The sequence below is a fragment of the Thermosynechococcus sp. GLH187 genome (assembly GCF_031583395.1).
Classification (GTDB): Bacteria; Cyanobacteriota; Cyanobacteriia; order Thermosynechococcales; family Thermosynechococcaceae; genus Thermosynechococcus.
Genome location: NZ_CP134175.1, coordinates 1,919,895 through 1,942,823, shown reverse-complemented (window position 1 = coordinate 1,942,823; position 22,929 = coordinate 1,919,895). Strand labels below are relative to the sequence as shown.

Here is a 22,929-nt window from a genome sequence, read left to right as displayed (position 1 = left end):
CGGCACTCTTAAAGGGATTTCCAAAGGGTTATTCTAAACCGAGGGGAAGAAAGGTCTCATTCCAAATCAAGATCGTCTTCGGCTTGCTCACCAATTTCTTCATACAGCAAGTCAAGACCAATGAGCACCTTTTCGCGATTCGAGAGATCGCCAATGATGCGGCGCACCGGTGGGGGCAAGACTTTGGCAAGGGTCGGGGTCGCTAGAATTTTATCCTCCTCGGCCAGTTGCGGATTTTTGAGGACATCAATGACTTTGAGGGCATAAACCCCCTTAAATTCTTTTTCAAGAATATTATTGAGGGTTTTGAGGGCACGCACGGAGTTGGCGGTGTTGCCAGCCACATAGAGCTTGAGAACGTAGGTTTTCCGCAGTGGGGCCATAGAAACTACACCTCACGCGGAATAGAGCGACGGTACATTTCACACAGATGGGCAATGACATCGATGAGCGTCAGGCGATAGTCCAGCAAAATGTCCTCACTACGACCTTCGAGTTTGAGTTGCTTGGAAAAGTTATCCATGAGTTCAACGTGAATCTCTAGCACTTGGGAAACAGAAATATCCGCGAAGAACGCTTTACTAACAAACTCGTCAATATGCTCATTAACTTTGGCATCGGTATTAAAGTATTCAAGGATAATGGTACGATAAATTGAGCGCAATTCATCCAGCAGCTTGCGTTTATCGGCAGTGGACATACGGCGGAAGAAAAATTCCGTGTCTCGCTTGTAATAGACCCCTAGGTAGCCGAGCCGCTCCTTCAATTTTTGGGAAAGACGATGCTGCGGATCGACATTACTACTTTCTTTCAGGGCTGGCATGCGAAACATGACATGGGGCGGCACCGCACAGCCCGGACAGAGTTTGACAAATCCCGTAATGGCTTCCTCAATTTGGTGGTTGAGCTGGTGGAGGTTGTCAGCGGTAAGAATGCTTTCAGCAATGTGGTAGTGCGGCCCCGGCGGAACGGGTGAGGTGCCGGCAGGAAAGATAATGATCGCGGGCAGGAGTGTGGCGCTGTGGTGAAGATAGGTAATGATTTGCGGCGTCCCCTCTCCCCATTCTAAAATTAAACAAGCGACATTATTGCGCCGCTGCTCTAGGTAAGTGCAAAACTCTCTCTCGTCGGAAAAGTAAACCAGTTCATCGATGTCGGAGTTGTGCAAACGGACTAATTCTTGGCCAATAGCGGGCGAGTAAACTAAGCCACAGATTGTTAGTGCGGTTGACTGCGCCACGTGCTTTCAGAACTTGAGTTTGCATCTGATAGCATCCTATCACTTTCTCGCTGGTGGTGGCAGTGTTTTCTGGAGGAGTGTTGCCATTTCATTACAAGCTTAGGACCAACAGCCCTGCTCACAAGGACAGAACACACTCAAGAATGGCAAAGCCGGCGTAAAACGGCATCCTACTTCATTATTTGATGTATCCCCCGTTGCAAAAAAGGGCTGTATCCATGAATTCCCTCTCCCTAGCCAGCTTTACTGAACCTGCAATGACGGTGGGGGCAGGTTTGTCTCTCAGCGAGGTGTGCCAGCGTTGGCAAGAAACCCTCCCAGAGACGATCGTCATTGTGGATGAGGGGCAAAAACCCTTGGGAGTGGTGCAGGGCTGGCGGTTGGCGTTGAGTTTGGAGCGGGAAGGGACGTTAGCCGACTTGGCGGTGGGGAGTGTGACGGCTTCTTGGCGATCGCCCGTGATGGTGGTACCCGCAACGTGGACACTATTGCAGTTTCAGGGGTGGTTGCGCAGCCAAGTCCAGATGCCAGCCTATATTGCGGTTGTGGATGCACAGGGTTGTTTTTTGGGACTGCTGGATCAGCAACGCTTGCTCTATCGCTGGGCGTGCCAGCCCCCTTTGCCTTGGCTGGAGGTGATTGAAGAATTGCCTTTGCCGGTACAAATTCAAAACGCCCAAGGGAGAGTCGTTTGGCAAAATCGCGCTTGGTCAGAACACTTAACTGATTTCTTGCCACTGGTGCAGCCTAAATTTGAAGGCATGAATTGTCAGGCACTAGAGGCGCGATCGCGTAGCGCGCCCTTCGGGCGATCGCTCTGGCAGGTGTGTTCGTTTCCCTTGAATTTAACGTCGTTGGACTGGGAGAAGGCAGAAAGCGGTGTCGCGGTGGCGAGCGATCGCTATTGGTTATTTTTTGCCCAACGGCGGCAGGAGTCAGATCCGACGACCCCCACCCGCTTGCACCAACTGCGCCTCCATCAGCAAAAGCGCCTCCTCCTGAGCTTGGGGCATGAACTCAAAAATCCCCTAACGGCGATTCTCAGCCTCACCCAACTTTTGTGGCAGCACCCTCTACCAGAGCAACAGGACTACCTTGCCCTGATCCAGCGTAGCGGTTGGCAAATGAATCGCCTCATTCAGGCGTGGCAGGACCACACCCGTGCCCTTTGGCGAGAGTTGGAATTGCAATGGGAAACCGTAGAATTGGCGGGTTTGTGGTTGCGATCGCAGGAGTTGGCGGAGCATCTTTACCATCTAACCCCGCCGGGTTGGCAGTGGCAGTGGCACATTGATCAGCCCTTGAGCCATGTGTACCTCTACGGCGATGCTCTGCGGCTACGGCAGATTCTTGCCCATCTCTTGGGGTGGCTGATGCTCTTTCCCAGCGATCGCTATGGACTACGCCTGAGTCGCTGGCAAAATTGGCTGGCGCTGCAACTGTGGGAAGAGGGACATGGCATTCCCCTCAAGGATCACGATCGCCTGCTGCACGAATGCCTCGAGGACTACGCCGAAGTCACCATGGGGCTGATGCTCGCCCGCCAACTCTGTCGTCTCCACAATGGTGAGCTTTCCTTTATTGCCCAAGCTGACGACTCCAGTGAGTGGACAGTACTACTGCCCTTTGCTGAGGAACTTCCCCCTGAATTACCCACTACGGCTCAATTGATCCTTTTGGTCAGTAATGATGCCACGTGGATCATGGACACGACTTCCGCATTGCAGCGCAGTCACTACGGCTATGTGGTCGCTCGCCATCCCCTTGAAGCGCTGGATAAGCTGGAGCAACTGCAACCCACGGCCATTGTTGTCCGCCCCGCCAGTAGTCTCATTTTGGCTGATGTGGTTGAGAGTCTGGCCACCAGCCCCTTCACGGCCACTGTTCCGTTGATCATCCTCTCCGATGAAGCCACTCCCTTGGGCTTGACCGGTTTTGTGCAACGGCTGCCCTTGAGTAGTCATCCCAGCCTGCTGATTGATGTCCTCGATCGCTGGTGTTTCCCGCGATTGGCTGCTCCAGTCGAAGAATCGACTTTTGAGCGTCCCCTCCTCAATCAAACGGTACTCCGCCTCGGCCTCCTCCATGACATTAGCCTGCCCCACCTGCGGCTCCTCGAAGCAGAAGACCTCGAACAGGCCGATCTCTTGGTGGAGATTTGGCAACCCGATGTTCTGATTTGGGATTTGCCCGCTGACGAGGTCGCCGATCTGGAGAATCATCCCAAACTGCGAAAACTCCCCATGATTACCTTGGCCGAAGATAGCAGCCGAGCCATTCATCAATTGGGGGATGTCATGGTCTTTCCCTGCCTCAACCTTGCGGACTTAATGGATGTGGTGCTCCTTGCCGCGACGGTGAAAGCTCAAAGCTGACTCAGCACTGTCCGCGCTGCCGCAATGGTGCGCTCAATATCCGCCTCTGTATGGGCAAGGGAAGTAAAGCCCGCTTCAAACTGGGATGGCGCAAGGTAAATCCCCTGCTCCAACATACCCCGGTGGAAGGCCGCAAACTTTTTCAAATCGGACTGCTTGGCTTGCTCATAGTTCGTCACCGGACCAGCGGTGAAAAAGAGACCAAACATGCCACTGATGTGCCCACCACACACCTCATGGCCAAATTCCCGTGCGGCCTCTAACAGTCCTTGGATCAGCTTGCCTGTGATCCGATCCAGCTGCTCATAGCTACCGGGGCGGCTGAGAATTTCCAAGGTTTTAATGCCCGCTGTCATTGCCAAGGGATTGCCAGAGAGGGTACCCGCTTGATACACCGGTCCTGCCGGCGCCACCATCTTCATAATGTCAGCGCGACCGCCATAGGCACCCACCGGTAGGCCACCGCCAATCACTTTTCCGAGGGTGGTGAGGTCTGGTGTCACACCAAATTTTTCCTGAGCACCACCATAGGCGATGCGAAAGCCGGTCATGACTTCATCAAAGACCAAGAGGGCACCGTACTGTTTTGTCAGCTCCCGCAGCCCTTCGAGAAAGCCGGCATCTGGCGGAATAAAACCCGCATTGCCGACCACAGGTTCAAGGATCACCCCCGCAATGTCATCGGGATACTGTTCAAAGAGGCGACTGACCGCTTCGAGATCGTTGTAGGGTGCGGTTAATGTGGCGGCGGTGGTTGCTTTCGGCACGCCGGGAGAATCGGGTAAACCCAATGTAGCGACTCCTGACCCTGCTTTGACCAAGAACATATCGGCATGACCGTGGTAGCAGCCTTCAAACTTGATCACCTTTTCCCGCTGGGTATAGGCACGCATGAGCCGCAGCACTGCCATACAGGCTTCGGTGCCAGAATTCACAAAGCGCACCATCTCGACACTAGGGACAGCGGCAATCACCATTTCCGCCAAGATATTCTCAAGCACGCAGGGGGCGCCAAAGCTGGTTCCCTTTTCAAGGGCGGCATGGAGAGCATCAATGACTTCGGGATGGGCATGGCCGACGATCGCGGGTCCCCAAGACCCCACATAGTCAATGTATTGGTTGCCGTCTACATCCCAAATGTGGGCACCCTTGACGTGATCAAAGACAATGGGCTGGCCGCCGACGGACTTGAAGGCACGCACAGGTGAACTGACGCCACCGGGCATGAGTTTTTGGGCAGCGGCAAAAATTTCTTGGGATTTTGTGGTTTGAAAAACGGTCGTGGTCAACGTCAACTCCCTCAAGCATTGGCGTGCTCACAGTATTATAGGCAATTCTTCTGCCCCTTAACCCGACAAAGGCGCATGTTGCAATTCTTTACGGTTTGGGCGGCTCATTTATGGCGTTTGGGAGAATAACACTGGAGTTGTACCCACAGAACGGCTACCTCTGCAAGATGTCTATGTCCTCCACGCCACTTCTGCCCACCTTCTCCATCATCTTGGAAACTGAGCACTTGGCAAATGCGGATATGGCTGGACTCCACCGTGCCCTCCAGTCCCTTGCTAGCCAAGATTTACCCCCCACTGCCGCCAATGAAGTCCTGCTCTTGAAACAGGGGATGCTCCCCAAGCGTATCTAGTGCTGGCTGGGGAAACTGCGATTCGCGGGGCTGGTGTTTACCGCACAGCTATGGCACTGACTGACATTTTTCCGCAATACAGTGGGGGAAGGCAAATGGAACCGGCGGCGGGCTACTTTTTGAATAATGTGGCTTTTCGCCGTCAGTTTTTGCTGGATCACCCCATTCCCACTGAATTGTCCCTCTATCGCGGTAACTGCCTCATTCATGCCCACACACTGCTGCAACAAGGGGAGTGTATTTGGCGGCAACCCCAAGCCCGTGCGAGTCATGCTCCCCCCAATGGCCTCTGGCACTTCTAGTGGCGATTTTTGCTCATTGGCCACGATGACTACTGGCAGCAGCGCTTGTTAGGAAAGCCCTCCCAAAGGCCACGGGTGCAAGATCATCAGGGCTGGCGGGGCAAGTTGAAAATTTTTGGCCAGCGGTTGCGGCGCATGATTAGCCATGATCCAAAGCATAGACTGTTCCTGCCCTTGGGGCTACCGATCGCCCTCGTGGCTGTGCTACTGATTTTGGTGAGCTACCAAGTGACTGCCCTCAAGCCCCACCATCTGCTGAAGGCCTACGACAGAGTTCTCACTAAGCAAGAGTCTAAGCATAGCAATAGCGATCGCGCCCGCCCCGCTTGGCGAGATAGAGCTGCTGATCAGCAAGGGTGATGAATTCATTCACCGGTTGGCCGACTTGGGGCAGCAAGCTGACAATGCCCATACTCAGGGTGACGCGATCGCTCACTGAGGAGGCCATATGGGGAATCTCCAAGGCATAGAGAAGCTGTTGGATGCGTTCGGCGACGCACAGACTGCCAGTGAGATCGGTATTGGGCAAAATCAAGGCAAATTCCTCACCACCGTAGCGTGCGGCTAAATCGGTGGGACGGCGCACCGCTTGGGTTAATATTTTCGCGATCGCGATCAGGCAGTCATCCCCTGCTTGGTGGCCGTAGTGGTCGTTGAAGTTCTTGAAGAAATCGACATCACAAAGAATCAGGGAAATGTTCGTCTGTTCTCGCTGGGCTAACTGCCACTGCTGCTGCAAATCCTGGTCAAAATAGCGCCGATTGGCAATCTGGGTGAGGCCATCAATGGTCGCAAGGCGGGAGAGTTCGGCATTGGCCAATTGCAGTGAGTCATACAAGTTTGTTTGCTGAATGGTAATTGCCAGTTGATCGGTGAAGGAGAGAATGAGTTGGCGTTCCTCATCTGTCCAGCCGCTGGAATGATTAAAACGCTGAAAGGAAAAAGCCCCCCAAATCTGCTGATTGATCCGAATTGGGGCAATGAGCCAGCCACCACCGAGCACTTGAGCAATTGCACGGTTCACTGCATCGGTGGGATCCAGATTCTCTAGGGCAGGCAGCTCGGCAATTTTTCCTTGGCGGAGGGTTGCGGCAATGGGATTATGCTCGTCTGGAATCGTTATCCCCACGCTAGGGGTTATATAGGGTTTGTTGAGAAACTCCACTAGGGGAATCCAGTGGTGCTGTTCTGGCTCGTACTTGACGACAATGGCGCGATCGACCCGCAGGATATGACACACCTCCTGTACCGCCTTGGCAAAGGCCTGATTGAGATCAGGGGCTTCGCGAATCTCCTGAATGAGCTGGTTGAGTTCCCGCTGGCGAACGGCTTGATCTTGAAGGTAGGCCTCGTAGTGCTTGCGATCGCTAATATCGCTAAAGGTGAGAATCACCTGCTCAATGCTCCCCGTTGCCGTGACTTCTGGATCAGCGGTCACTTGCAGCCAGAGCCGCTGTTGGGTTTGTTGATTGAGAATGCCCATCACCCCTTGTACCCGTTGCTTTTGAGCAATGGCAATCATCAGCGGAAAAGCCGCTGGCGGCATTGGTTCCCCGGCATCGTTGAGGGCATCCCAAGCCATTTCTGTTGGTTTTTGACCAATGATGTCCGCTTCCTTGACCCCCAGCAGCTCACAGCCCCGAGGATTAATCACTTTTGCGTAGAGATCAGCAGACAACAGCATCACTCCCACATCTAAATCGTTAATGAGATTGCGAAAGAGTGCTTCCCGTCGGCTGAGTTCTTTAGCGATCGCCACTTGAGTTTCTTCAAAACGCTTGATTTGTGTAATATCGCGGATGACGCAGAGGACTTGATTTTTGCCTTTGTAGCGCAACCTTGTGGCAAAGATATCCACATCAATAACCTGGCCATCGCTACAGCGATGCTTGCTGACACCGTGCCAAGTGGGCTGATGCCGAATCGTCTCTAGGAATTCCTGAAACTGATCGCGGTAGTCGGGGTGCAGAAAATCCTCAGGTTGGAGTTCAAGGCATTCACTACGACTGAAACCATAGATGTCGCAGATGGCATCATTGACCTCAACGATCTGTAGGTTTTCGGTGTCATAGATCACTAGGCCATCGGCCACAGACTCGAAAACACTGCGATATTGAGCCTCGCGCTCATCCAGTTCAGCAAGGGCACGTTTGCGATCGCTAATATCAGTACAGACCACCACACAGCCGACAATTTCTTCCTCCTCATCCAGCAGGGGAAAAAGGTGGCTGAGCATATCACAGGGAGCATCGGTGCGGCAACGCAGCAGAATTTCTTCGTCGTTAATGGTTTCTCTGTCCAGAACGCGGTCAATCAGGGCTTCCACCCGAGTCACTGATTCTTGGGGATGGAGCAGTGCCGAAAATGGCATACCGGGCACCACTTGAGCCGCTGCCAGTGTCTTCAAGCCAACCCAATTACTGGTTAAGAGAGTTTTGTCGCGATTGAGAGTCAAAATGATGACGGGACAATTGTTCACTAACTGCTCATAGCGGTTGCGCTCGCGATCGAGGGCGAGTTGCAGTTGGCGTTGGCTAGTAATGTCATCAATCAGGGCAATCAGCAGGTGAGGCTCACCATTGGCATTGCGCACACAGGAGAGGGTTAAATTTCCCCAGACGGTGTGCCCCTTTTTGTGGCGGTAACGCTTGACAATTTGATAGGTGTTGCGCAGTCCCAGTTGACACTCTTGGATGAGAGCCGCCTCGTCAGGCCAATCTTCAGCAAAGGTCAGATCATGGGCGGTGAGATTTGCCAGTTCAGGAGCGGTGTAGCCGACAAATTGGCAAAAAAAGGGATTGCAATACACAAGGCGGTAGTGGTTAGCAGGGCTAGTGACAATAATCCCGACTTGGGCATTTTCAAAGACCGCACGCCAGCGATACTCACTTTCTCTGAGGGCTTGCTCTGACTGAATCCGTTCTGTTTCATCCACAATGATGCCCTCAATTGCATAGGCTTTGCCGGTTACGTCATAGACTCCCTGACCGTACTCATGTACCCAACGCTCCGACCCATCAGCACAGAAAATGCGGTAGCCGACACTAAAGGGGAAGCCCTTGGCAAGAGCCTCATGGATTGTGCAATCAACGCGATCGCTATCTTCTGGATGCGTAATACTAGCGTAGCTACGAACCTGATTGTGCACCAGTTCGCTCGAGAGATACCCCGTCAGCTCGGTGAACTTGGGACTTAGGTATTCCATCGTCCACGAAGCATCAATGGCACAGCGATACACCACGGCGGGTAGGTGATCTACGAGGTTGCGATAGCGTTGTTCGCTTTCCCGCAGGCGCATTTCCTGTATCTTTTGGTCATGGATATTGACCATGACGCCGATGACGGTTGTGGTGTTTGGTGGTTCCTGCCGATATTCCCAGCGATCGCGCACCCACACATACGCACCATTGGCATGGCGCAGGCGATATTCCAAATCGCAGGGTGTTGCTCCCCCTTGCTGAGGGATGGCTTGCCAAAAGCGCTCTTGATCCTCTGGGTAGATGAGTTGCTGCCACGCTCGCAGGGTTTTGGGCAATTGCTCTAGGGGGTACCCCAGCACCCCTTGACTGTCACCGTACCAATAACACCACTCTCCTTGGATTTCCCAGAAGAGCTGTTGACCTATCTCCGTCAGGGTGTGAAATCGCTGCCACCATTTTTCCAGTTCATTAACCCGCGCTTCTTGGAGCAGCCAATGGCGATAGCGTTCGGTAATTTCCGTTAGGGTCAGGGTCCAGCCGTGAGCATCAGCGGTTAAATCCAGTTGCCACCACTGCTGTTTGGGCGGATCATAGCAGTCCCATTGTGCCGGGGTTTGGGTGTTGAGCACTTGCTGGAACCGCTCTAGGGAGAGGTCAAAGTTGGCGGACAGTAGCTCGATGACGGAGAGGCCCGCTAAATCGGTACTAGCGTGGTTCAATAACCGTTGCGCCGCAGCGTTGGCATAAAGAATGGTGCCCTTGCGATCGCCCGCCAAGACAGGATGAGGTAAATGGTGCAGATGATTGGCAAGGGAGAACTGCTGTGAGTTCATGGTTGGGTCAAAGGAGTTGTGAGGAAACAAGGAACACAGTCAATAGCTACAGGGCGAGGCTAGCGATCGCCAGGGGGCTGGGCATGGTGAAACAATCAATTCCTTCATGAATACTCTCCTGAGGTGATTTCACGAGGAAGATGTCTTAGCGCCATCCTACCCCTATGCTATCGCTTTGCTAAGACAAGATGATTGATAGTCAGGTAGAGGATTTCAGATCTGCTTTTGCATAGGCGGAGCGCTTGGCGAGAACTGATGATTGGCTCAAAACCAAACATAACCGTTTCTAATTGTTCGCTTGCCGAGGAGTGGGGCACATGCCAGTTTTGCAGACCATGGAAACCGTTGATACCCCCCTATTAGCCGCTGCTCAATCCATCTATAATCTCTACCAGCAGGTTCATGGGGCAAAAACGGTGCCTGCGGGTGTCGCTGTTAATCGGCAAACCCTGCGGGGCTATGTGCTGTTTACTAGCCAACCAGTGCTGCTGCCCCAAGAATGCTTTATTCCCTACGATCATCTGCCGGAAGTAACACGCCTATAACTGCACTAACTTTTTTGACCTTTGCTAGCTACTGCCTTGTCTTTGGCCTTGGGGCAGCGGTGGGGAGCTTTCTCAATGTTGTGATCTACCGTGTGCCGAGTGGGCGATCGCTCCTTTATCCGCCGTCTCGCTGCCCGATCTGTTTGACCACACTCAAGCCCTGGGACAATATCCCAATTTTGGGCTGGCTATTCCTGCGGGGGCAATGTCGTTACTGCCATGCACCCATTTCTTGGCGGTATCCTGCGATTGAGCTGTTGACGGCACTGCTGTACGTCCTGATTGTGGCTGTGAGTGGCTGGCAAGTGCAAACCCTTGTGCTCTGGCTGCTGAGTGCGTGGCTCTTGGCTTTGGCCTTGATTGATCTAGACACGATGACGCTGCCCCATCCCCTGACAAAATGGGGGTTGATTGTCGGCCTGCTCCTGAGAGGGTTAACGACGGGTCTAGGCGGACTCACGGAAGGCATCATTGCCGCAGTGATTGGCATTTGGCTCTTTGATCTGATCCGCTGGGGGGGGGCGATCGCCCTTGGTCAGGAGGTCATGGGGGGAGGGGATAGCAAACTGGCAGCGATGATCGGGGCTTGGCTAGGTTGGCAGGGATTGCTCGTTACCTTTTTCTTGGCCTGTGCCCTCGGTGGCCTGATGGGTGGACTGGGGATTGCCCTCGGTTGGATTCAGCGGCGGCAACCGATTCCCTTTGGCCCTTTTTTGGCAGTAGCGGCTATTGTCAGTGGTCTCTTTGGCCGCCAATTGATTCATCTTTATCTCGAAACCTTTTTGCCCGGCGTGTTTGTGCGCTAACTCCTATCAAAGAAAAGACAACTTGACAAGATAAGCCAAAATCCCCTGACAAGGGCGACAATAAAACCCCATAGGCGGGCATCCACCACCCGCTGGCGATCGCTCAGATCAGCAACTTTCTCATATTAGCGCGCATTCCTCTCACTTCCTCAAGGAGTTGACCCATTTCAGAGCGGGTGGCTGGCTCAGTCATGGCTATTCTCGTAAATCCTGCCAATGGGGTGCCTTATTCCCAGAGTACAATCCAGTATGATGAAATAATGTTCTTGCCGTTTGTTGCGCTCCGTTGAGACTTTGCTCCAATGACCTCGTCCCCCTCTGCGTCGGCGACAATTGCCCTCACAGGTGATCAAATTCGCCAAAAATTCCTTGAGTTCTATGCCGCTAAGGGACACACGATTTTGCCCAGTGCCTCGCTGATTCCAGAGGATCCGACGGTGCTGCTGACGATCGCCGGCATGCTCCCCTTCAAACCCATTTTCCTCGGCCAAGAAACGCCAAAGGTACGCCGCGTCACCACTGCGCAAAAGTGTCTGCGCACCAATGACATTGAAAATGTGGGTCGCACTGCTCGCCACCACACGTTCTTTGAAATGTTGGGCAACTTCAGCTTTGGCGACTACTTCAAGGCGGAGGCCATTGGTTGGGCATGGGAATTGATGACCACGGTTTATGGTTTGCCCCCGGAACGGCTCTTGGTGAGCGTCTTTGAAAATGACGATGAGGCCTATGACATTTGGCATCGCCAAGTGGGCTTGCCCAAGGAGCGCATCCAGCGCATGGGAGAGGAGAGCAACTTCTGGACGGCGGGGCCAACGGGTCCCTGTGGCCCTTGTTCTGAGATTTACTACGACTTCTATCCGGAAAAGGGGCTAGCTGACGTTGATCTCGATGACGATCGCCGCTTCATCGAACTCTACAACCTGGTGTTCATGGAGTTGAACCAAGACGATCAAGGGCGCCGCACCCCCCTCAAGGCGAAAAACATTGATACCGGTATGGGCTTGGAGCGGATGGCGCAGGTTCTGCAAGGGGTGCCCAACAACTACGAGACAGACTTAATTTTCCCGATGATTGAGGCGGCAGCACAGCGCGCCGGGATTCAGTACCGCAAAGCCAATGCCAGCACCAAAACGTCCCTCAAGGTGATTGGCGATCACACCCGTGCCGTGGTTCATCTCATTGCCGATGGCGTCACCGCCAGTAATGTGGGGCGTGGCTATGTCCTGCGGCGATTGATTCGGCGCATTGTCCGCCATAGTCGGCTGTTGGGGATCAATGAACTGGTGACCCCTGCCTTGGCTCAAGTGGCGATTGATCTGGCTGCCAATGTCTATCCCAATGTGCGCGAGCGGCAGACAGTGATTCTCAGCGAACTCCAGCGGGAGGAGGAACAGTTTCTTAAGACCTTGGATCGGGGTGAGAAGCTCTTAGCGGAGATGCTCGCTCCATTGAAGACAACTAAGGGCAAAAAACGCAGTAAACCACAATTGGCAGGGCGCGATGCTTTCGTTCTTTTTGATACCTATGGCTTCCCCTTGGAGTTGACCCAAGAGATTGCCGCTGAGCAAGGCATTGGTGTGGATGTGGCTGAGTTTGAAGCCTGTATGGCCGAGCAGCGGCAACGCTCCCAAGCCGCTCACGAAACCATTGATATTACCGTTCAGGAGGGGATTGACTCCCTAGCGGATCAACTGCATCCGACGCAGTTTCGTGGCTATGACGAGTTTAGTTTGACCACGACCGTAACAGCGATTTTGGTGGCGGGTCATCCGGTAACAACGGCAACAGCAGGGACTGAAGTGCAGGTGATCCTTGAGGAAACTCCCTTCTATGCTGAATCCGGTGGCCAAATTGGCGATCGCGGGTATCTCGCCACCAGTGATGCGCTAGTGCAAATCTACGATGTGCAAAAGCAAAAGGAAGTGTTTGTTCACTACGGCAAAGTGGAGCGGGGCAGCCTCAGCGTTGGCGATCGCGTGAGCGCCCAAATTGATCTCAGTTGTCGGCGGCGGGTTCAGGCGCACCACACCGCAACGCATCTCTTGCAGGCGGCCTTGAAAAAGCGGATTGACGAAAACATTTCCCAGGCGGGATCACTGGTGGCTTTTGATCGGCTGCGGTTTGACTTTAACTGCCCCCGTGCCCTCACTCGCGAAGAGCTGCAACAGATTGAAGATCAAATCAACACGTGGATTAGTGAAAGCCATGCCACCCACACGAGTATCATGGCGCTCAATGAAGCCAAGGCCAAGGGGGCGATCGCCATGTTTGGTGAAAAATACGGTGAGCAGGTGCGCGTTCTCGATATTCCCGGTGTCTCTATGGAACTCTGTGGTGGCACCCATGTCCACAACACTGCTGAAATTGGCCTCTTTAAGATCATTAGCGAAAGTGGTGTGGCGGCTGGGATTCGCCGCATTGAAGCCATTGCTGGACCGGCGGTGCGTGACTATTTGCAACAGCGCGATAGCATTGTCCGCGAGTTGTGCGATCGCTTCAAAGCCAAACCGGAAGAGATTCTAGATCGCATTAGCCAACTCCAAGCGGATCTCAAAGCCCAGCAAAAGGAACTGGAACACCTCAAAGCCGAACTAGCTCTTGCCAAAACCCAAGCCCTCTTGGAGCAGGCTGAAGCCATCGGCACTACCCATCTGCTTATTGCCTCGCTGGCGGGGGTAGATCCCCAAGGGCTAAAAACCGCCGCTGAATGGCTCCTGAATAAACTGGGCAGTGGAGCTGTGGTGTTGGCCACTCAACCGGCTGCTGACAAAGTGAACCTTTTAGTCGCCGCCAGTCCGGACGTTGTAGAGCGGGGGGTTCATGCCGGTCAACTGGTGGCGGAACTCGCCCAAGTCTGTGGTGGCCGCGGCGGCGGGCGTCCCAACTTTGCTCAGGCCGGCGGATCTCAACCTCAGAAATTGGCCGAGGCCTTTGAAAGGGCGCGATCGCGGCTACAGGAAGTACTCGAGGGTTGATAGATTAGCATCACTATCTTCTTTGTCGATCTTTGCTCAGTTGGAGTGAGAGCCGTGAAGCACAACTGGCTGCCCCGGAGACAGAAACACTTAACCGAGAGCAGCAGTCTTCTCGTGCAGGCGAGAGGTCACAACCTATCGGTACGTTTAGTATTCAGCTATTGAAATGCAATATACTACGGCATCCACTGCTGTATTGTCTCAACCCCCTGAGTTCCTCAGCACTATTAGACATCTTGATAAGCAGCTACACGATCGGTTCAGAAACAGATTCGACATTGACCCTACACTCTCGCGTTTTTTGGTGAGTTTCCAAGGCAATAAAACTAGACCTTCTTATCGTTGGTACAAGTTCAAAGAAGCGTTTTCAGCTTCTTTAGTCGAACATCTATTTCATAACGGTATTAACGCAGGTAGAATTCTGGATCCTTTCGCAGGCAGTGGAACAGCTTTGTTTGCTGCAAGTGCAATGGGTATAGATGCAGATGGGATCGAGTTGTTACCCATTGGTCGCGAAATCATTGCGGCCAAACAAATTCTAGATGCCGAATTCACCCCTGAAGACTTCGAGAGATTGTGCCAATGGTCGACGTTGAGAGTTTGGAAAGAGTCGCAAATAAGTGTTCCCTTGCCAGAGCTGCGAATCACACAGGGAGCTTATCCCAAAACAACAAAGGAAGCCATCGAAAAATATATAGGCGCGTACCAAGTCGAGAATAGTAGAGTTCAATCCATCTTGCGCTTTGCTTTACTTTGTGTACTGGAATCCATCAGTTTTACTCGAAAGGATGGTCAATACCTTCGGTGGGATTACCGCTCTGGACGCACACAGGGTAAGAAAATTTTCGACAAGGGCGAAATCCTAGAGTTCGATCAGGCTATTTGTGAAAAGATAAACGAGATTTTAGAAGATGTATCACCCAATCATCAAACAACTTTGTTTGCTGCGGAAAAACTTCAGGCTCAAATCCGTTTGTTTGAGGGTTCATGTCTTCAAATATTGCCGCAATTACCCGACAGCACCTACGATGCAATTCTGACCTCTCCGCCTTACTGCAACCGCTATGACTATACGCGTACCTATGCACTGGAACTCGCGTTGTTGGGCACAGATGAACAAAAACTACTGAGACTTCGCCAAGAGATGCTTAGTTGTACAGTGGAAAATCGCCCAAAAGACTTGTTGGGCATTAACCCGCAATGGGCAACGGCATTGGCTGCTGCTGATGAGGAGGAACTATTACAAGCCATTCTGAAGTACTTGGAAGACCAAAAAGCGCAACGGGCTCTGAACAATAACGGAATTCCTCGGATGGTAAAAGGCTATTTTTATGAGATGGCTTGTGTTGTCGCCGAATGTGCGCGTGTATTGAAACCAAACGCACTCTTGTTTATGGTCAACGATAATGTCCGTTATGCAGGAGCGAGCGTTTCGGTCGATATGATCCTCTCTGATATTGCAGAGAAATTAGGCTTTTATGTTGAACGTATTCTCGTTTTGCCAAACGGCAAAGGCAATAGTAGCCAGCAGATGGGGGAGTACGGACGCGAAGCTCTACGTAAGGGCATTTACATCTGGAGAAAATTGTAATGTCTTTGCGCCCATACCGAAACCATCTTCAGTCTAGTGATGATCTCGTTACGAGCTATGAAGCCACACGCGCAGGCTTTGTTGCTCTTGCGCTCGAAAAGAATCGTCGCTCTACGCCTTACGTCGCCGAAGCAAGGGCATTGCAAGAAGCTGCATCAGGGGCTAAAACCCCTGCTGATTTGCTGGCTATCAAAGACATAGAAGTAGGTCTTCTCAGGGGAGCAGGATTATCTGACAAGGCGCTGGTTCATCTACAGCCAGCAGACAAGGCGGAAGCCATCAATGGCCTCATCAAGAATTTCTTGAGCCAGCGGGAGAGAAATTTATTGAAGAACTAGTGTTCAGGTTTCTGCTGACGCGTGGCGACGCCCTCGGCGGATCAATGCGCAACATTGGCGGCGTCTTAGCGCAGAGAAAACTTACTCGCGCAATCATTTCAACGCTGGCGATAGCTGGCATCAGTTATAGATGGCAACATTCAAAGACTAGGCGGTGGGTTGACATGACTGACGATGACTTGGAAATCGAGTTGTCTTTGCGTGGCTTGAGCTGGGAAAGCATGGGTAAGTCGCGCACCTTGATTGACAACTTGACCGTCCCTTTGGTGAAAAACAATGTGGACATGTGTTTATTTAACCTTAGCCCTGAGGAGTTGCAGTCCACAGAGCATCAATTGGCCACGTCTTATATTGCACTCGGTGAACTCAAAGGGGGAATAGACCCAGCAGGCACAGACGAGCATTGGAAAACTGCGCGAGCGGCTCTTGACCGTATCCGTGAAGCGTTTTCGAAAGCGAAACACTCCCCGCATGTTTTCTTTATAGGTGCAGCGATTGAGAAGAAAATGGCGGTCGAGATATGGGATCAACTGGAAAAGGGATTACTTGCCAACGCTGCTAACCTAAACAATCCAAATCAAATTGCATCGATCTGTCGCTGGTTATGTGATTTGTAAAAGTGCTGACCCAATTTAGTTATACCAACCAGCGATCGCCCCAATGGAGGACTCACTTTTGCTGCAAGTACTGCTTTTCAGGCCGTGAGCTTTACTGTGCAGTTCCAGAGGCTTATAGAGCAATCGCTGGCGAATATGAGTGAGGAAAGCGTGAATAATCCCGTATTCTTTAGGGTGCTCATCCTGAAGGATATTGAGTTGCCCAAATTAAAGCATCACTTTAGAATGTTTGAGGTTAAAATTTAACAAATCTCCCTGATTGCAGTCTAATCTATGGCCTTTGTTAACGCAAACTACCTCAAACTCAAGGCAGGGTATCTCTTTCCGGAAATTGCCCGCCGTGTCAATCAATTCTTGCAAGCCCATCCCGATGCCCCCCTGATTCGTCTCGGCATTGGGGATGTCACCGAACCGCTGCCGGCAGCCTGTCGTCAAGCAATGATTCAAGCGGTGGAAGAAATGGGCGATCGCGCCACCTTCAAAGGCTATGGGCCTGAGCAGGGGTATCCTTGGCTACGGGAAAAAATTGCCGCCCACGACTTCCAAGCCCGCGGCTGCGACATTGATGCCAGTGAAATTTTTATTTCCGACGGCTCCAAGTGCGACACAGGGAATATCCTCGATATTTTTGGCGACGGCAACCGCATTGCCGTTACCGACCCCGTTTATCCCGTCTATGTGGATACCAATGTCATGGCAGGGCACACGGGGGAAGCCAATGAACGCGGGGAGTACACTGGACTGGTCTATTTGCCGATTACCGCTGAAAACCACTTCACCGCCACGCTACCCAGTGAACCTGTGGACTTAATCTACCTCTGCTTCCCCAACAATCCCACCGGTGCGGTGGCCACACGGGAGCATTTAGAGGCGTGGGTGGACTATGCCCGTGCCCACCAAGCAATTATCTTCTTTGATGCCGCCTACGAAGCTTTTATTACCGATCCCGCTATTCCCCACTCCATCTATGAAATTCCCGGTGCCCGCGAGTGTGCCATTGAATTCCGCTCCTTCTCGAAAAATGCCGGATTTACGGGAACTCGCTGTGCCTTTACCGTAGTACCCAAGGGTCTCAAGGGGCAAACCCCCAGTGGCGAGGCCGTCGAACTCTGGGCGCTGTGGCAACGGCGGCAATCCACGAAGTTTAATGGTGTGTCCTACATGGTGCAGCGGGGCGCCGAGGCGGTTTACTCTGAAGCCGGTCAAGCCCAAGTACGGGAACTGGTGGCCTTCTATATGGACAATGCCCGTCTCATTCGCGAAAAACTCACCCAAGCGGGCTTTGCAGTCTATGGTGGGGTCAATGCTCCCTATGTCTGGCTGAAGACGCCCCAAGGGATTGGCAGTTGGGACTTTTTCGATAAATTGCTGCACACTTGCTATGTAGTGGGTACCCCCGGTGCTGGTTTTGGGGCAGCGGGTGAGGGCTATCTGCGCCTTTCGGCCTTTAATAGTCGGGAAAATGTGGTTGAAGCCATGGATCGGGTGGTGGCAGCCTTTGCCTAAGAATTCACCTAGAATCAGGACAAGGCTCATCAAAGCGGTTGGAGCGGCTTTAAACCCTTTTAGCATCACCGATGACGGCAAAACATTGGGGCGAACAGGCAGCGAAACAGGAGGGCATTCTGCTGGGGTTGTTCACAGCAGCTGGCTATACCTTTTTTACGCTTCTACCCGATAGTCACAGTCTCATGGTGGCGTGGCCTTGGGTCTTACTCTGGCAAGCCGCGCTGGGGGTGCCTCTGCTTTGGTTTTTGCAGGTGTTGGCCTATCAACGGCGGGTGCAGCCCTTGGGAAATGGCTTTGATGGCGTAGTGCTATTACTCCTGTTGGCATTGGCGATTTCAGGGACGTGGAGTACTTTTCCCCATCAGGCTCGCTGGTATGGCTGGGCACTGTTGGGAGGTATTGCTGTTCTTTATCCCCTCGGGGCTTGGTTGCGCACCCCAGAACGCCGCTGGCAAATTGTGCGCTTTCAAGGCTATCTCACTGCCCTCGTGATTCTTGTCAGTTTAGGCCTTTGGCTGGGCACAGCGATCGCCCCGGCAATTTTTGATACTCCCCAAGGATTAACGCCCCACCTCAATGTGGACACTTTGGAACTCCGCAACTGGGCACCCTTTGGCCACCAAAATTACGTGGCGGGCTATCTCCTATTGGCTCTACCCTTGGTAGGACTGTTGGCCATAGAAGCAGAAGCCAGTGGATCGCGCCGGTTTTGGATGGCGGTGCTGCTTTTGGGTCTAGTTACCCTCTATACAACATTTTCACGGGGGGGCGGCCTCGGCTTACTGGCAATGGTCATTCCCCTTGGCGTGGGTTGGGTTTGGCACTATCGCCGCCAGCGTCGCTCTTGGTGGGGCTTGTTGGCTTTGGTGGGCTTAGCGGTGGTCGCTTTGGCCAACGATCGCCTGCGCCGCAGCTTAGTGGCTCTCTGGCAGGGAGGACAAGGGAGCGAACTAGCCTACCGCTGGATTACCAGTATTGTTGGCTGGCGGATGGGGGCCGCCCATCCTCTGAGGGGCAATGGCTTAGGCAGTGTGCCCCTGTGGTATCAGCACTATCGTCCGGGCTGGGCTGGCCGTGAAGCGGAGTGGATCTATCAACTCCACAGTACCCCCGTACAACTGTGGGCCGAACTTGGCCTTTGGGGCATTGCCGTATTGCTCTTGGGGGTGGGGCTACTGGTTTATTGGGCAATGCGCTATCGTTGCTGGTGGCCGAACTTAACACAACGGGAACAACGGCTGGCGATCGCCCTCTACCTTGCGCTTTGGGGCTACGGCGTACTCAGTCTTACGGATTTTCAACTGGACAATGTTGGCATTGGTGGCCTCTTCCTAATTGAACTTACCCTCTTAACAACCCTGATTCGCACAGGCCAAGGGCAAACTCCTCCCCAACGGTTGCGGGTACGCTGGGCACTCTCGCTGGTGGGCGTGGCTTTAGGAATCATCCTAGTGATGGTGGGTTGGCTGACACCGATTCACCGTGCTTGGGCAAGTAGCAGCGAAGGTTTTCTAGCCCTCTTGGAAACCCCTCCCGACTGGAATCGCTTTACTGAGAAGCTCTTCCATGCTCAGGAACTCGCCCCTTGGGAACCCTACTATCCGCTGCAACGGGGGTGGCACTATGGCCAGCGGGGCATGATGACAGACAACCCCACAGCACGGGCAAACCTCTTGCGTACAGCAACGGTTGAGTTTGAAAAAGGAATTGAGCTGTCCCCCTACCTTGAGTTTGGTTATAGTAACTTGGCATGGCTTTATTGGCGCGAGGGCAATTTGGGTGCAGCAGTTCCTACCTTTGCCAAAGCGGCTCAACTGGTACCGGCTAAACGGGGCAATTTTCTGGGTCTCGGCTTAGCCCTCATTCGTAAGAATCAACCGCAACTCGCCACCCAAGCCCTGATCCTTGAGGTGCTGCGCCATCCCATCTTCATCACCAGTCCGGCTTGGCGGGTTGCTCCCCTCGCACCCTTTTATCAACCAGTTCTGACGGCGGTCACGGAGCGTTATCGTCAGCTTGAGCAGGACATTGCCAGCGATCGCCCCTCAGGCGCCTATGTGCGTCAAGTGTCAACCCTCCTCCGCTGGTGGCAAGGGGAACTCCCTCGGGACACCGACCCCCTAGCTGCATGGCTGCAACCCTTGGCCAACCCCCAAGAGGCAACATTGAAGGCTCCTGCAACGCTGCAAACCTTCCTCAAGGCATGGGATGACCCTAACAACCGCCGTGACCTCTTGGCCTCCATTTGGCCGGGAAGTCCAGAGCAACTGGAACAGATGGTGCGCTCCATAGCTGGTCAGCCAACACCCCTTGATTGGTTGCGTTCGGCGGCGCCTGCCGTGGCGATTACCTATACCCGTGCCGGTTTTGGCGTCAATAGTCGCCACATTGATGGCCCCCAACCTACGGACTTTTTCATTGCCATTGACAGTCTGCCAATGGTGACTTTATTCGCGCCGCTGTGGCCAGACAACACCTTTTTGCCAGAACTAGATCAGGCTCTAGAGGGCGATCGCCAGCGTCTTTTTGCTGCTCTTAATCAAAGGCTCTAACGGCAAACCCCCGTGGGTCGCTCAATTTGGGTGGTGGGGGGATGGGCAGCAATGTCCAAGACAATCTGTAGGATTCGCACGGCTGCACACTGGTCTTGGGGCAAAGGCATGGGCATTAAGGGCCGCGTCACCCCTGCAAGAACATATTCCCGTTGCGGGCGCAGCTCAAAGAGCCGTTGACCATTCTCCGCCAAGCCTCTGACTGTGATTTGATCCGCCTCGATATGCACATTGCCCCGATTACTGACAGTCATTTGCAGGGTTCCCTGCTGCACTTGGGCATTGAGGAGTTGCCCCTGCCGCCGAATGACCGCTGGTTTGATAAATACGGGTAGGCTATGCACCGTTACGAGGCGCGTTTCTGAGCCGATTCCTTGAGGGGCTGGAGGAATTTCTGCAACTAAAAGCCGATATGTCCGCTCGACATCAGCAGCCGGCAAGCGATGGCCAAGGCGAATTTCAGCCCGTCCGCCCACGGGCAGATGCAGGAGGTTGGGAAAGGCGACTAGCTCTAGGCTATTTGCGGGTAAGAGATGGAGTTCATCTTCCCCCGTTGCCCGCTGTTGCCACTGCTGCACCCGCACCTTAAAGTCGAGGGGGACATTGCCCGTATTAGCGATCGCCAGTACCGTAAAAGGTTCTTGGGGTGCCAGTTCAATCTTCAGCGCACTCAAGCGATATTGAGCCGTCTGCGCTGTGGACATGCCAAGAATCAAGCTAGGGAGAGGAATTAAAGGAGCTAAGAAGCGCCAGAATCGATTAAACATCATGAATGGCGGGGCATGGATTTGAACCATGGACCTTCGGGTTATGAGCCCGACGAGCTACCAGACTGCTCTACCCCGCGTTGCTCTAGCTTGTCTAAGATAGCGTATTCCCTAGAGGATTGGCAAGCGATCGCTAGAAGATTTATAACATCCTATCAATACCCTAAGTTTTTTCTGGGTCAACTGTAGCAACCCTTACTTCCATCATCCCGACAAACACCTATAAAGAAAGTATTAAGATTACCTAGGTCTTTTTAGACTAACTCCTTGAGCAATGCTGCTACCGCCTCTTCTCCTCGATACTCTGAGGGAAATTTATCAGCGCCAAGGCTCAGCCCTCTCTGCCAGTCCCCTGCGAACTGAAAATCAGCTTCTCCTGTTGATTGAAGGACTCCCAGAAGCGAGCCGTGCCACCCTAGAAACACTACTGGTGTCCTACGCTCGGGCTAAGGCGTCTCTCCCTATCAATTTGGCCTACCTCTTGGCACTAGAGGGTGAAATCCTGAACCTGCTTGGTGTGACATCCGCAGTACGCCCCTTGTTTACGCCACCAGTGGTACAGACGCTGCAAAACTATCTGCCATGGTTTAGGAAGGCAAGCCAGATCGTGCAGAATCACCTCGGTTGTGCCCTTGTGCGTAACTACTGGTTGATTACCCGCCCGACTCATCCTTGGCTGCGCACGATTCGGGTTGAGACCTTTTACACTGAGCAAGTACCTGCTCCCGATCGCTACCTCAATGAGAAGCAGCAAGACCTGCTACAAACATGGTTAGAGCAATTTCTTCTCTACTGTTATCGCCTTGTACCCACACTGCCAGCGGAGGCGATCGCAGCGGGAATTCCAGTGCCGCCTCAGTTGCTACAAGCAGCCGCCTAACTCAAGAGGATTTCGCTAAAATTTTGGTGTCCATCAGCCATCAATTCATGTTGTGGAGCACATTCTGCTGCTAGAGGATGAAACGGAACTCGCCGACCCCTTGGGTCACATCCTGCGCCAAGAGGGCTACCACGTTGACGTGGCCTACGATGGTGAAACGGCTCAAACCTACTGGCAAACGCAGCGCCCCTACCACCTCTTAATTTTGGATTGGATGGTGCCACCGCCTACGGGGCTAGAACTTTGTCAACGATTGCGCCAAGCTGGTGATGAGACTCCCGTTCTCTTTCTCACTGCTCGAGATACGGTGGATGACAGGGTGCGGGGTCTGGATGCCGGTGCTGATGATTACTTGGTTAAACCCTTTGAACTGCGGGAATTGCTGGCACGGGTACGAGCACTGCTGCGACGGCGCCACACGATGGGGTGTACGGCACCGATTCTTTGCTGGCAGGATCTGCGGCTCGATGTCGAAGGTCGCTTGCTCTACCGAGGAACACAGTGTATCTCCCTCTCTGAGAAGGAAACAGCGCTCCTAGCTCTTTTCCTCAAGCACCCGACGGAACTTCTCAGCCATGAATTGATTGCTAGTCAACTGTGGCCGGATCAGACCTGTGTCAATCGCAACCTATTGGCCGCCCAGATTCGACTGCTACGGCGCAAAATTGAGCATGCCGACGAACCCTCCCTAATTCAAACGGTCTATGGTCAAGGCTATCGGCTACGCCCCGTTGCGGCACCGGCAAGCTAAGAC

The 22,929-nt window shown here is 53.1% G+C and carries 17 protein-coding genes, 1 tRNA gene and 1 pseudogene; 13 read left to right on the top strand and 6 right to left on the bottom strand.

Annotation, left to right across the window (positions count from 1 at the left end):
• Positions 1 to 56 precede the first annotated feature (56 nt).
• Together kaiB and RHI63_RS09530 are read right to left on the bottom strand one after the other, a co-directional pair.
• Positions 57 to 383 (bottom strand): circadian clock protein KaiB, encoded by a 327-nt coding sequence (gene kaiB / locus RHI63_RS09535; protein ID WP_206199962.1) that lies wholly within the window; start codon positions 381 to 383, stop codon positions 57 to 59.
• 5 nt (positions 384 to 388) lie between these two features.
• Positions 389 to 1,240, bottom strand: coding sequence for a circadian clock protein KaiA (locus tag RHI63_RS09530; protein ID WP_206199961.1), 852 nt, complete (start codon positions 1,238 to 1,240; stop codon positions 389 to 391).
• Between the two features lie 218 nt (positions 1,241 to 1,458).
• Here RHI63_RS09530 and RHI63_RS09525 point away from each other — a divergent pair, with 218 nt between their 5' ends.
• On the top strand, positions 1,459 to 3,615 hold the full coding sequence (locus RHI63_RS09525) for a HAMP domain-containing sensor histidine kinase (protein WP_206199960.1): 2,157 nt from the start codon (positions 1,459 to 1,461) through the stop codon (positions 3,613 to 3,615).
• On the opposite strand, the gene hemL is transcribed toward RHI63_RS09525, so the two are convergent.
• Positions 3,606 to 4,841: a glutamate-1-semialdehyde 2,1-aminomutase gene (gene hemL / locus RHI63_RS09520; protein WP_315862931.1), complete on the bottom strand. Its 1,236-nt coding sequence runs from the start codon at positions 4,839 to 4,841 to the stop codon at positions 3,606 to 3,608. The two genes, RHI63_RS09525 and hemL, sit on opposite strands and share 10 nt — an antisense overlap.
• 236 nt (positions 4,842 to 5,077) lie before the next feature.
• On the opposite strand from hemL, the gene RHI63_RS09515 reads away from it, so the two are divergent.
• The 3 genes from RHI63_RS09515 (at position 5,078) to RHI63_RS09505 (ending at position 5,919) form a co-directional block, all read left to right on the top strand.
• Positions 5,078 to 5,257 carry a hypothetical protein gene (locus tag RHI63_RS09515; protein WP_206199958.1) on the top strand — a complete coding sequence of 60 codons (180 nt, stop codon included), beginning with the start codon at positions 5,078 to 5,080 and terminating at the stop codon, positions 5,255 to 5,257.
• Positions 5,258 to 5,352: 95 nt separating this feature from the next.
• Entirely contained in the window at positions 5,353 to 5,559 is a 207-nt protein-coding gene (locus RHI63_RS09510) for a hypothetical protein (RefSeq protein ID WP_310742963.1), read from the top strand.
• 9 nt (positions 5,560 to 5,568) lie between these two features.
• Positions 5,569 to 5,919 (top strand): hypothetical protein, encoded by a 351-nt coding sequence (locus tag RHI63_RS09505; protein ID WP_206199956.1) that lies wholly within the window; start codon positions 5,569 to 5,571, stop codon positions 5,917 to 5,919.
• Here RHI63_RS09505 and RHI63_RS09500 read toward each other — a convergent pair.
• The gene (locus RHI63_RS09500; protein WP_310821525.1) at positions 5,852 to 9,592 is read right to left on the bottom strand and encodes a PAS domain S-box protein; all 3,741 of its coding nucleotides are present in this window, start codon (positions 9,590 to 9,592) and stop codon (positions 5,852 to 5,854) included. The two genes, RHI63_RS09505 and RHI63_RS09500, sit on opposite strands and share 68 nt — an antisense overlap.
• Before the next feature lie 317 nt (positions 9,593 to 9,909).
• Here RHI63_RS09500 and RHI63_RS09495 point away from each other — a divergent pair, with 317 nt between their 5' ends.
• The 7 genes and pseudogenes from RHI63_RS09495 (at position 9,910) to RHI63_RS09460 (ending at position 20,528) form a co-directional block, all read left to right on the top strand.
• Positions 9,910 to 10,137 (top strand): hypothetical protein, encoded by a 228-nt coding sequence (locus RHI63_RS09495; RefSeq protein WP_225901554.1) that lies wholly within the window; start codon positions 9,910 to 9,912, stop codon positions 10,135 to 10,137.
• Complete coding sequence (locus tag RHI63_RS09490; RefSeq protein WP_399372818.1) at positions 10,092 to 10,943, top strand: prepilin peptidase; 852 nt, start codon at positions 10,092 to 10,094, stop codon at positions 10,941 to 10,943. The genes RHI63_RS09495 and RHI63_RS09490 overlap by 46 nt, the downstream gene beginning before the upstream one ends.
• A gap of 302 nt (positions 10,944 to 11,245) precedes the next feature.
• Positions 11,246 to 13,921 (top strand): alanine--tRNA ligase, encoded by a 2,676-nt coding sequence (gene alaS / locus RHI63_RS09485; RefSeq protein ID WP_310821524.1) that lies wholly within the window; start codon positions 11,246 to 11,248, stop codon positions 13,919 to 13,921.
• 166 nt (positions 13,922 to 14,087) lie between these two features.
• Complete coding sequence (locus RHI63_RS09480; protein WP_315863388.1) at positions 14,088 to 15,512, top strand: site-specific DNA-methyltransferase; 1,425 nt, start codon at positions 14,088 to 14,090, stop codon at positions 15,510 to 15,512.
• Positions 15,512 to 16,467, top strand: a pseudogene (locus RHI63_RS13105) (type II restriction endonuclease). The gene RHI63_RS09480 and the pseudogene RHI63_RS13105 overlap by 1 nt, the downstream one beginning before the upstream one ends.
• A 273-nt stretch (positions 16,468 to 16,740) precedes the next feature.
• Entirely contained in the window at positions 16,741 to 17,973 is a 1,233-nt protein-coding gene (locus RHI63_RS09465) for an LL-diaminopimelate aminotransferase (RefSeq protein WP_206199950.1), read from the top strand.
• Between the two features lie 71 nt (positions 17,974 to 18,044).
• Positions 18,045 to 20,528 (top strand): O-antigen ligase family protein, encoded by a 2,484-nt coding sequence (locus RHI63_RS09460; protein ID WP_310742957.1) that lies wholly within the window; start codon positions 18,045 to 18,047, stop codon positions 20,526 to 20,528.
• Here the strand turns inward: RHI63_RS09460 and RHI63_RS09455 are convergent.
• Positions 20,525 to 21,232 carry a fimbria/pilus periplasmic chaperone gene (locus RHI63_RS09455; protein ID WP_310742956.1) on the bottom strand — a complete coding sequence of 236 codons (708 nt, stop codon included), beginning with the start codon at positions 21,230 to 21,232 and terminating at the stop codon, positions 20,525 to 20,527. The genes RHI63_RS09460 and RHI63_RS09455 overlap by 4 nt on opposite strands.
• 69 nt (positions 21,233 to 21,301) lie before the next feature.
• Positions 21,302 to 21,375, bottom strand: a tRNA-Met gene (locus tag RHI63_RS09450).
• A gap of 194 nt (positions 21,376 to 21,569) precedes the next feature.
• Here RHI63_RS09450 and RHI63_RS09445 point away from each other — a divergent pair.
• Together RHI63_RS09445 and RHI63_RS09440 are read left to right on the top strand one after the other, a co-directional pair.
• Entirely contained in the window at positions 21,570 to 22,175 is a 606-nt protein-coding gene (locus RHI63_RS09445) for a hypothetical protein (protein WP_206199947.1), read from the top strand.
• A 52-nt stretch (positions 22,176 to 22,227) separates the two neighbouring features.
• The gene (locus RHI63_RS09440; RefSeq protein ID WP_206199946.1) at positions 22,228 to 22,926 is read left to right on the top strand and encodes a response regulator transcription factor; all 699 of its coding nucleotides are present in this window, start codon (positions 22,228 to 22,230) and stop codon (positions 22,924 to 22,926) included.
• Positions 22,927 to 22,929: the final 3 nt, after the last annotated feature.

Bases quoted from the DNA above. Each gene is read 5' to 3' on its own strand.
- kaiB (WP_206199962.1), bottom strand. From the start codon at position 383: ATGGCCCCACTGCGGAAAACCTACGTTCTCAAGCTCTATGTGGCTGGC.
- RHI63_RS09525 (WP_206199960.1), top strand. From the start codon at position 1,459: ATGAATTCCCTCTCCCTAGCCAGCTTTACTGAACCTGCAATGACGGTG.
- hemL (WP_315862931.1), bottom strand. From the start codon at position 4,841: ATGCCCGGTGGCGTCAGTTCACCTGTGCGTGCCTTCAAGTCCGTCGGC.
- RHI63_RS09515 (WP_206199958.1), top strand. From the start codon at position 5,078: ATGTCCTCCACGCCACTTCTGCCCACCTTCTCCATCATCTTGGAAACT.
- RHI63_RS09510 (WP_310742963.1), top strand. From the start codon at position 5,353: ATGGAACCGGCGGCGGGCTACTTTTTGAATAATGTGGCTTTTCGCCGT.
- RHI63_RS09500 (WP_310821525.1), bottom strand. From the start codon at position 9,592: ATGAACTCACAGCAGTTCTCCCTTGCCAATCATCTGCACCATTTACCT.
- RHI63_RS09495 (WP_225901554.1), top strand. From the start codon at position 9,910: ATGCCAGTTTTGCAGACCATGGAAACCGTTGATACCCCCCTATTAGCC.
- RHI63_RS09490 (WP_399372818.1), top strand. From the start codon at position 10,092: ATGCTTTATTCCCTACGATCATCTGCCGGAAGTAACACGCCTATAACT.
- alaS (WP_310821524.1), top strand. From the start codon at position 11,246: ATGACCTCGTCCCCCTCTGCGTCGGCGACAATTGCCCTCACAGGTGAT.
- RHI63_RS09480 (WP_315863388.1), top strand. From the start codon at position 14,088: ATGCAATATACTACGGCATCCACTGCTGTATTGTCTCAACCCCCTGAG.
- RHI63_RS09465 (WP_206199950.1), top strand. From the start codon at position 16,741: ATGGCCTTTGTTAACGCAAACTACCTCAAACTCAAGGCAGGGTATCTC.
- RHI63_RS09460 (WP_310742957.1), top strand. From the start codon at position 18,045: ATGACGGCAAAACATTGGGGCGAACAGGCAGCGAAACAGGAGGGCATT.
- RHI63_RS09455 (WP_310742956.1), bottom strand. From the start codon at position 21,232: ATGTCCACAGCGCAGACGGCTCAATATCGCTTGAGTGCGCTGAAGATT.
- RHI63_RS09445 (WP_206199947.1), top strand. From the start codon at position 21,570: ATGCTGCTACCGCCTCTTCTCCTCGATACTCTGAGGGAAATTTATCAG.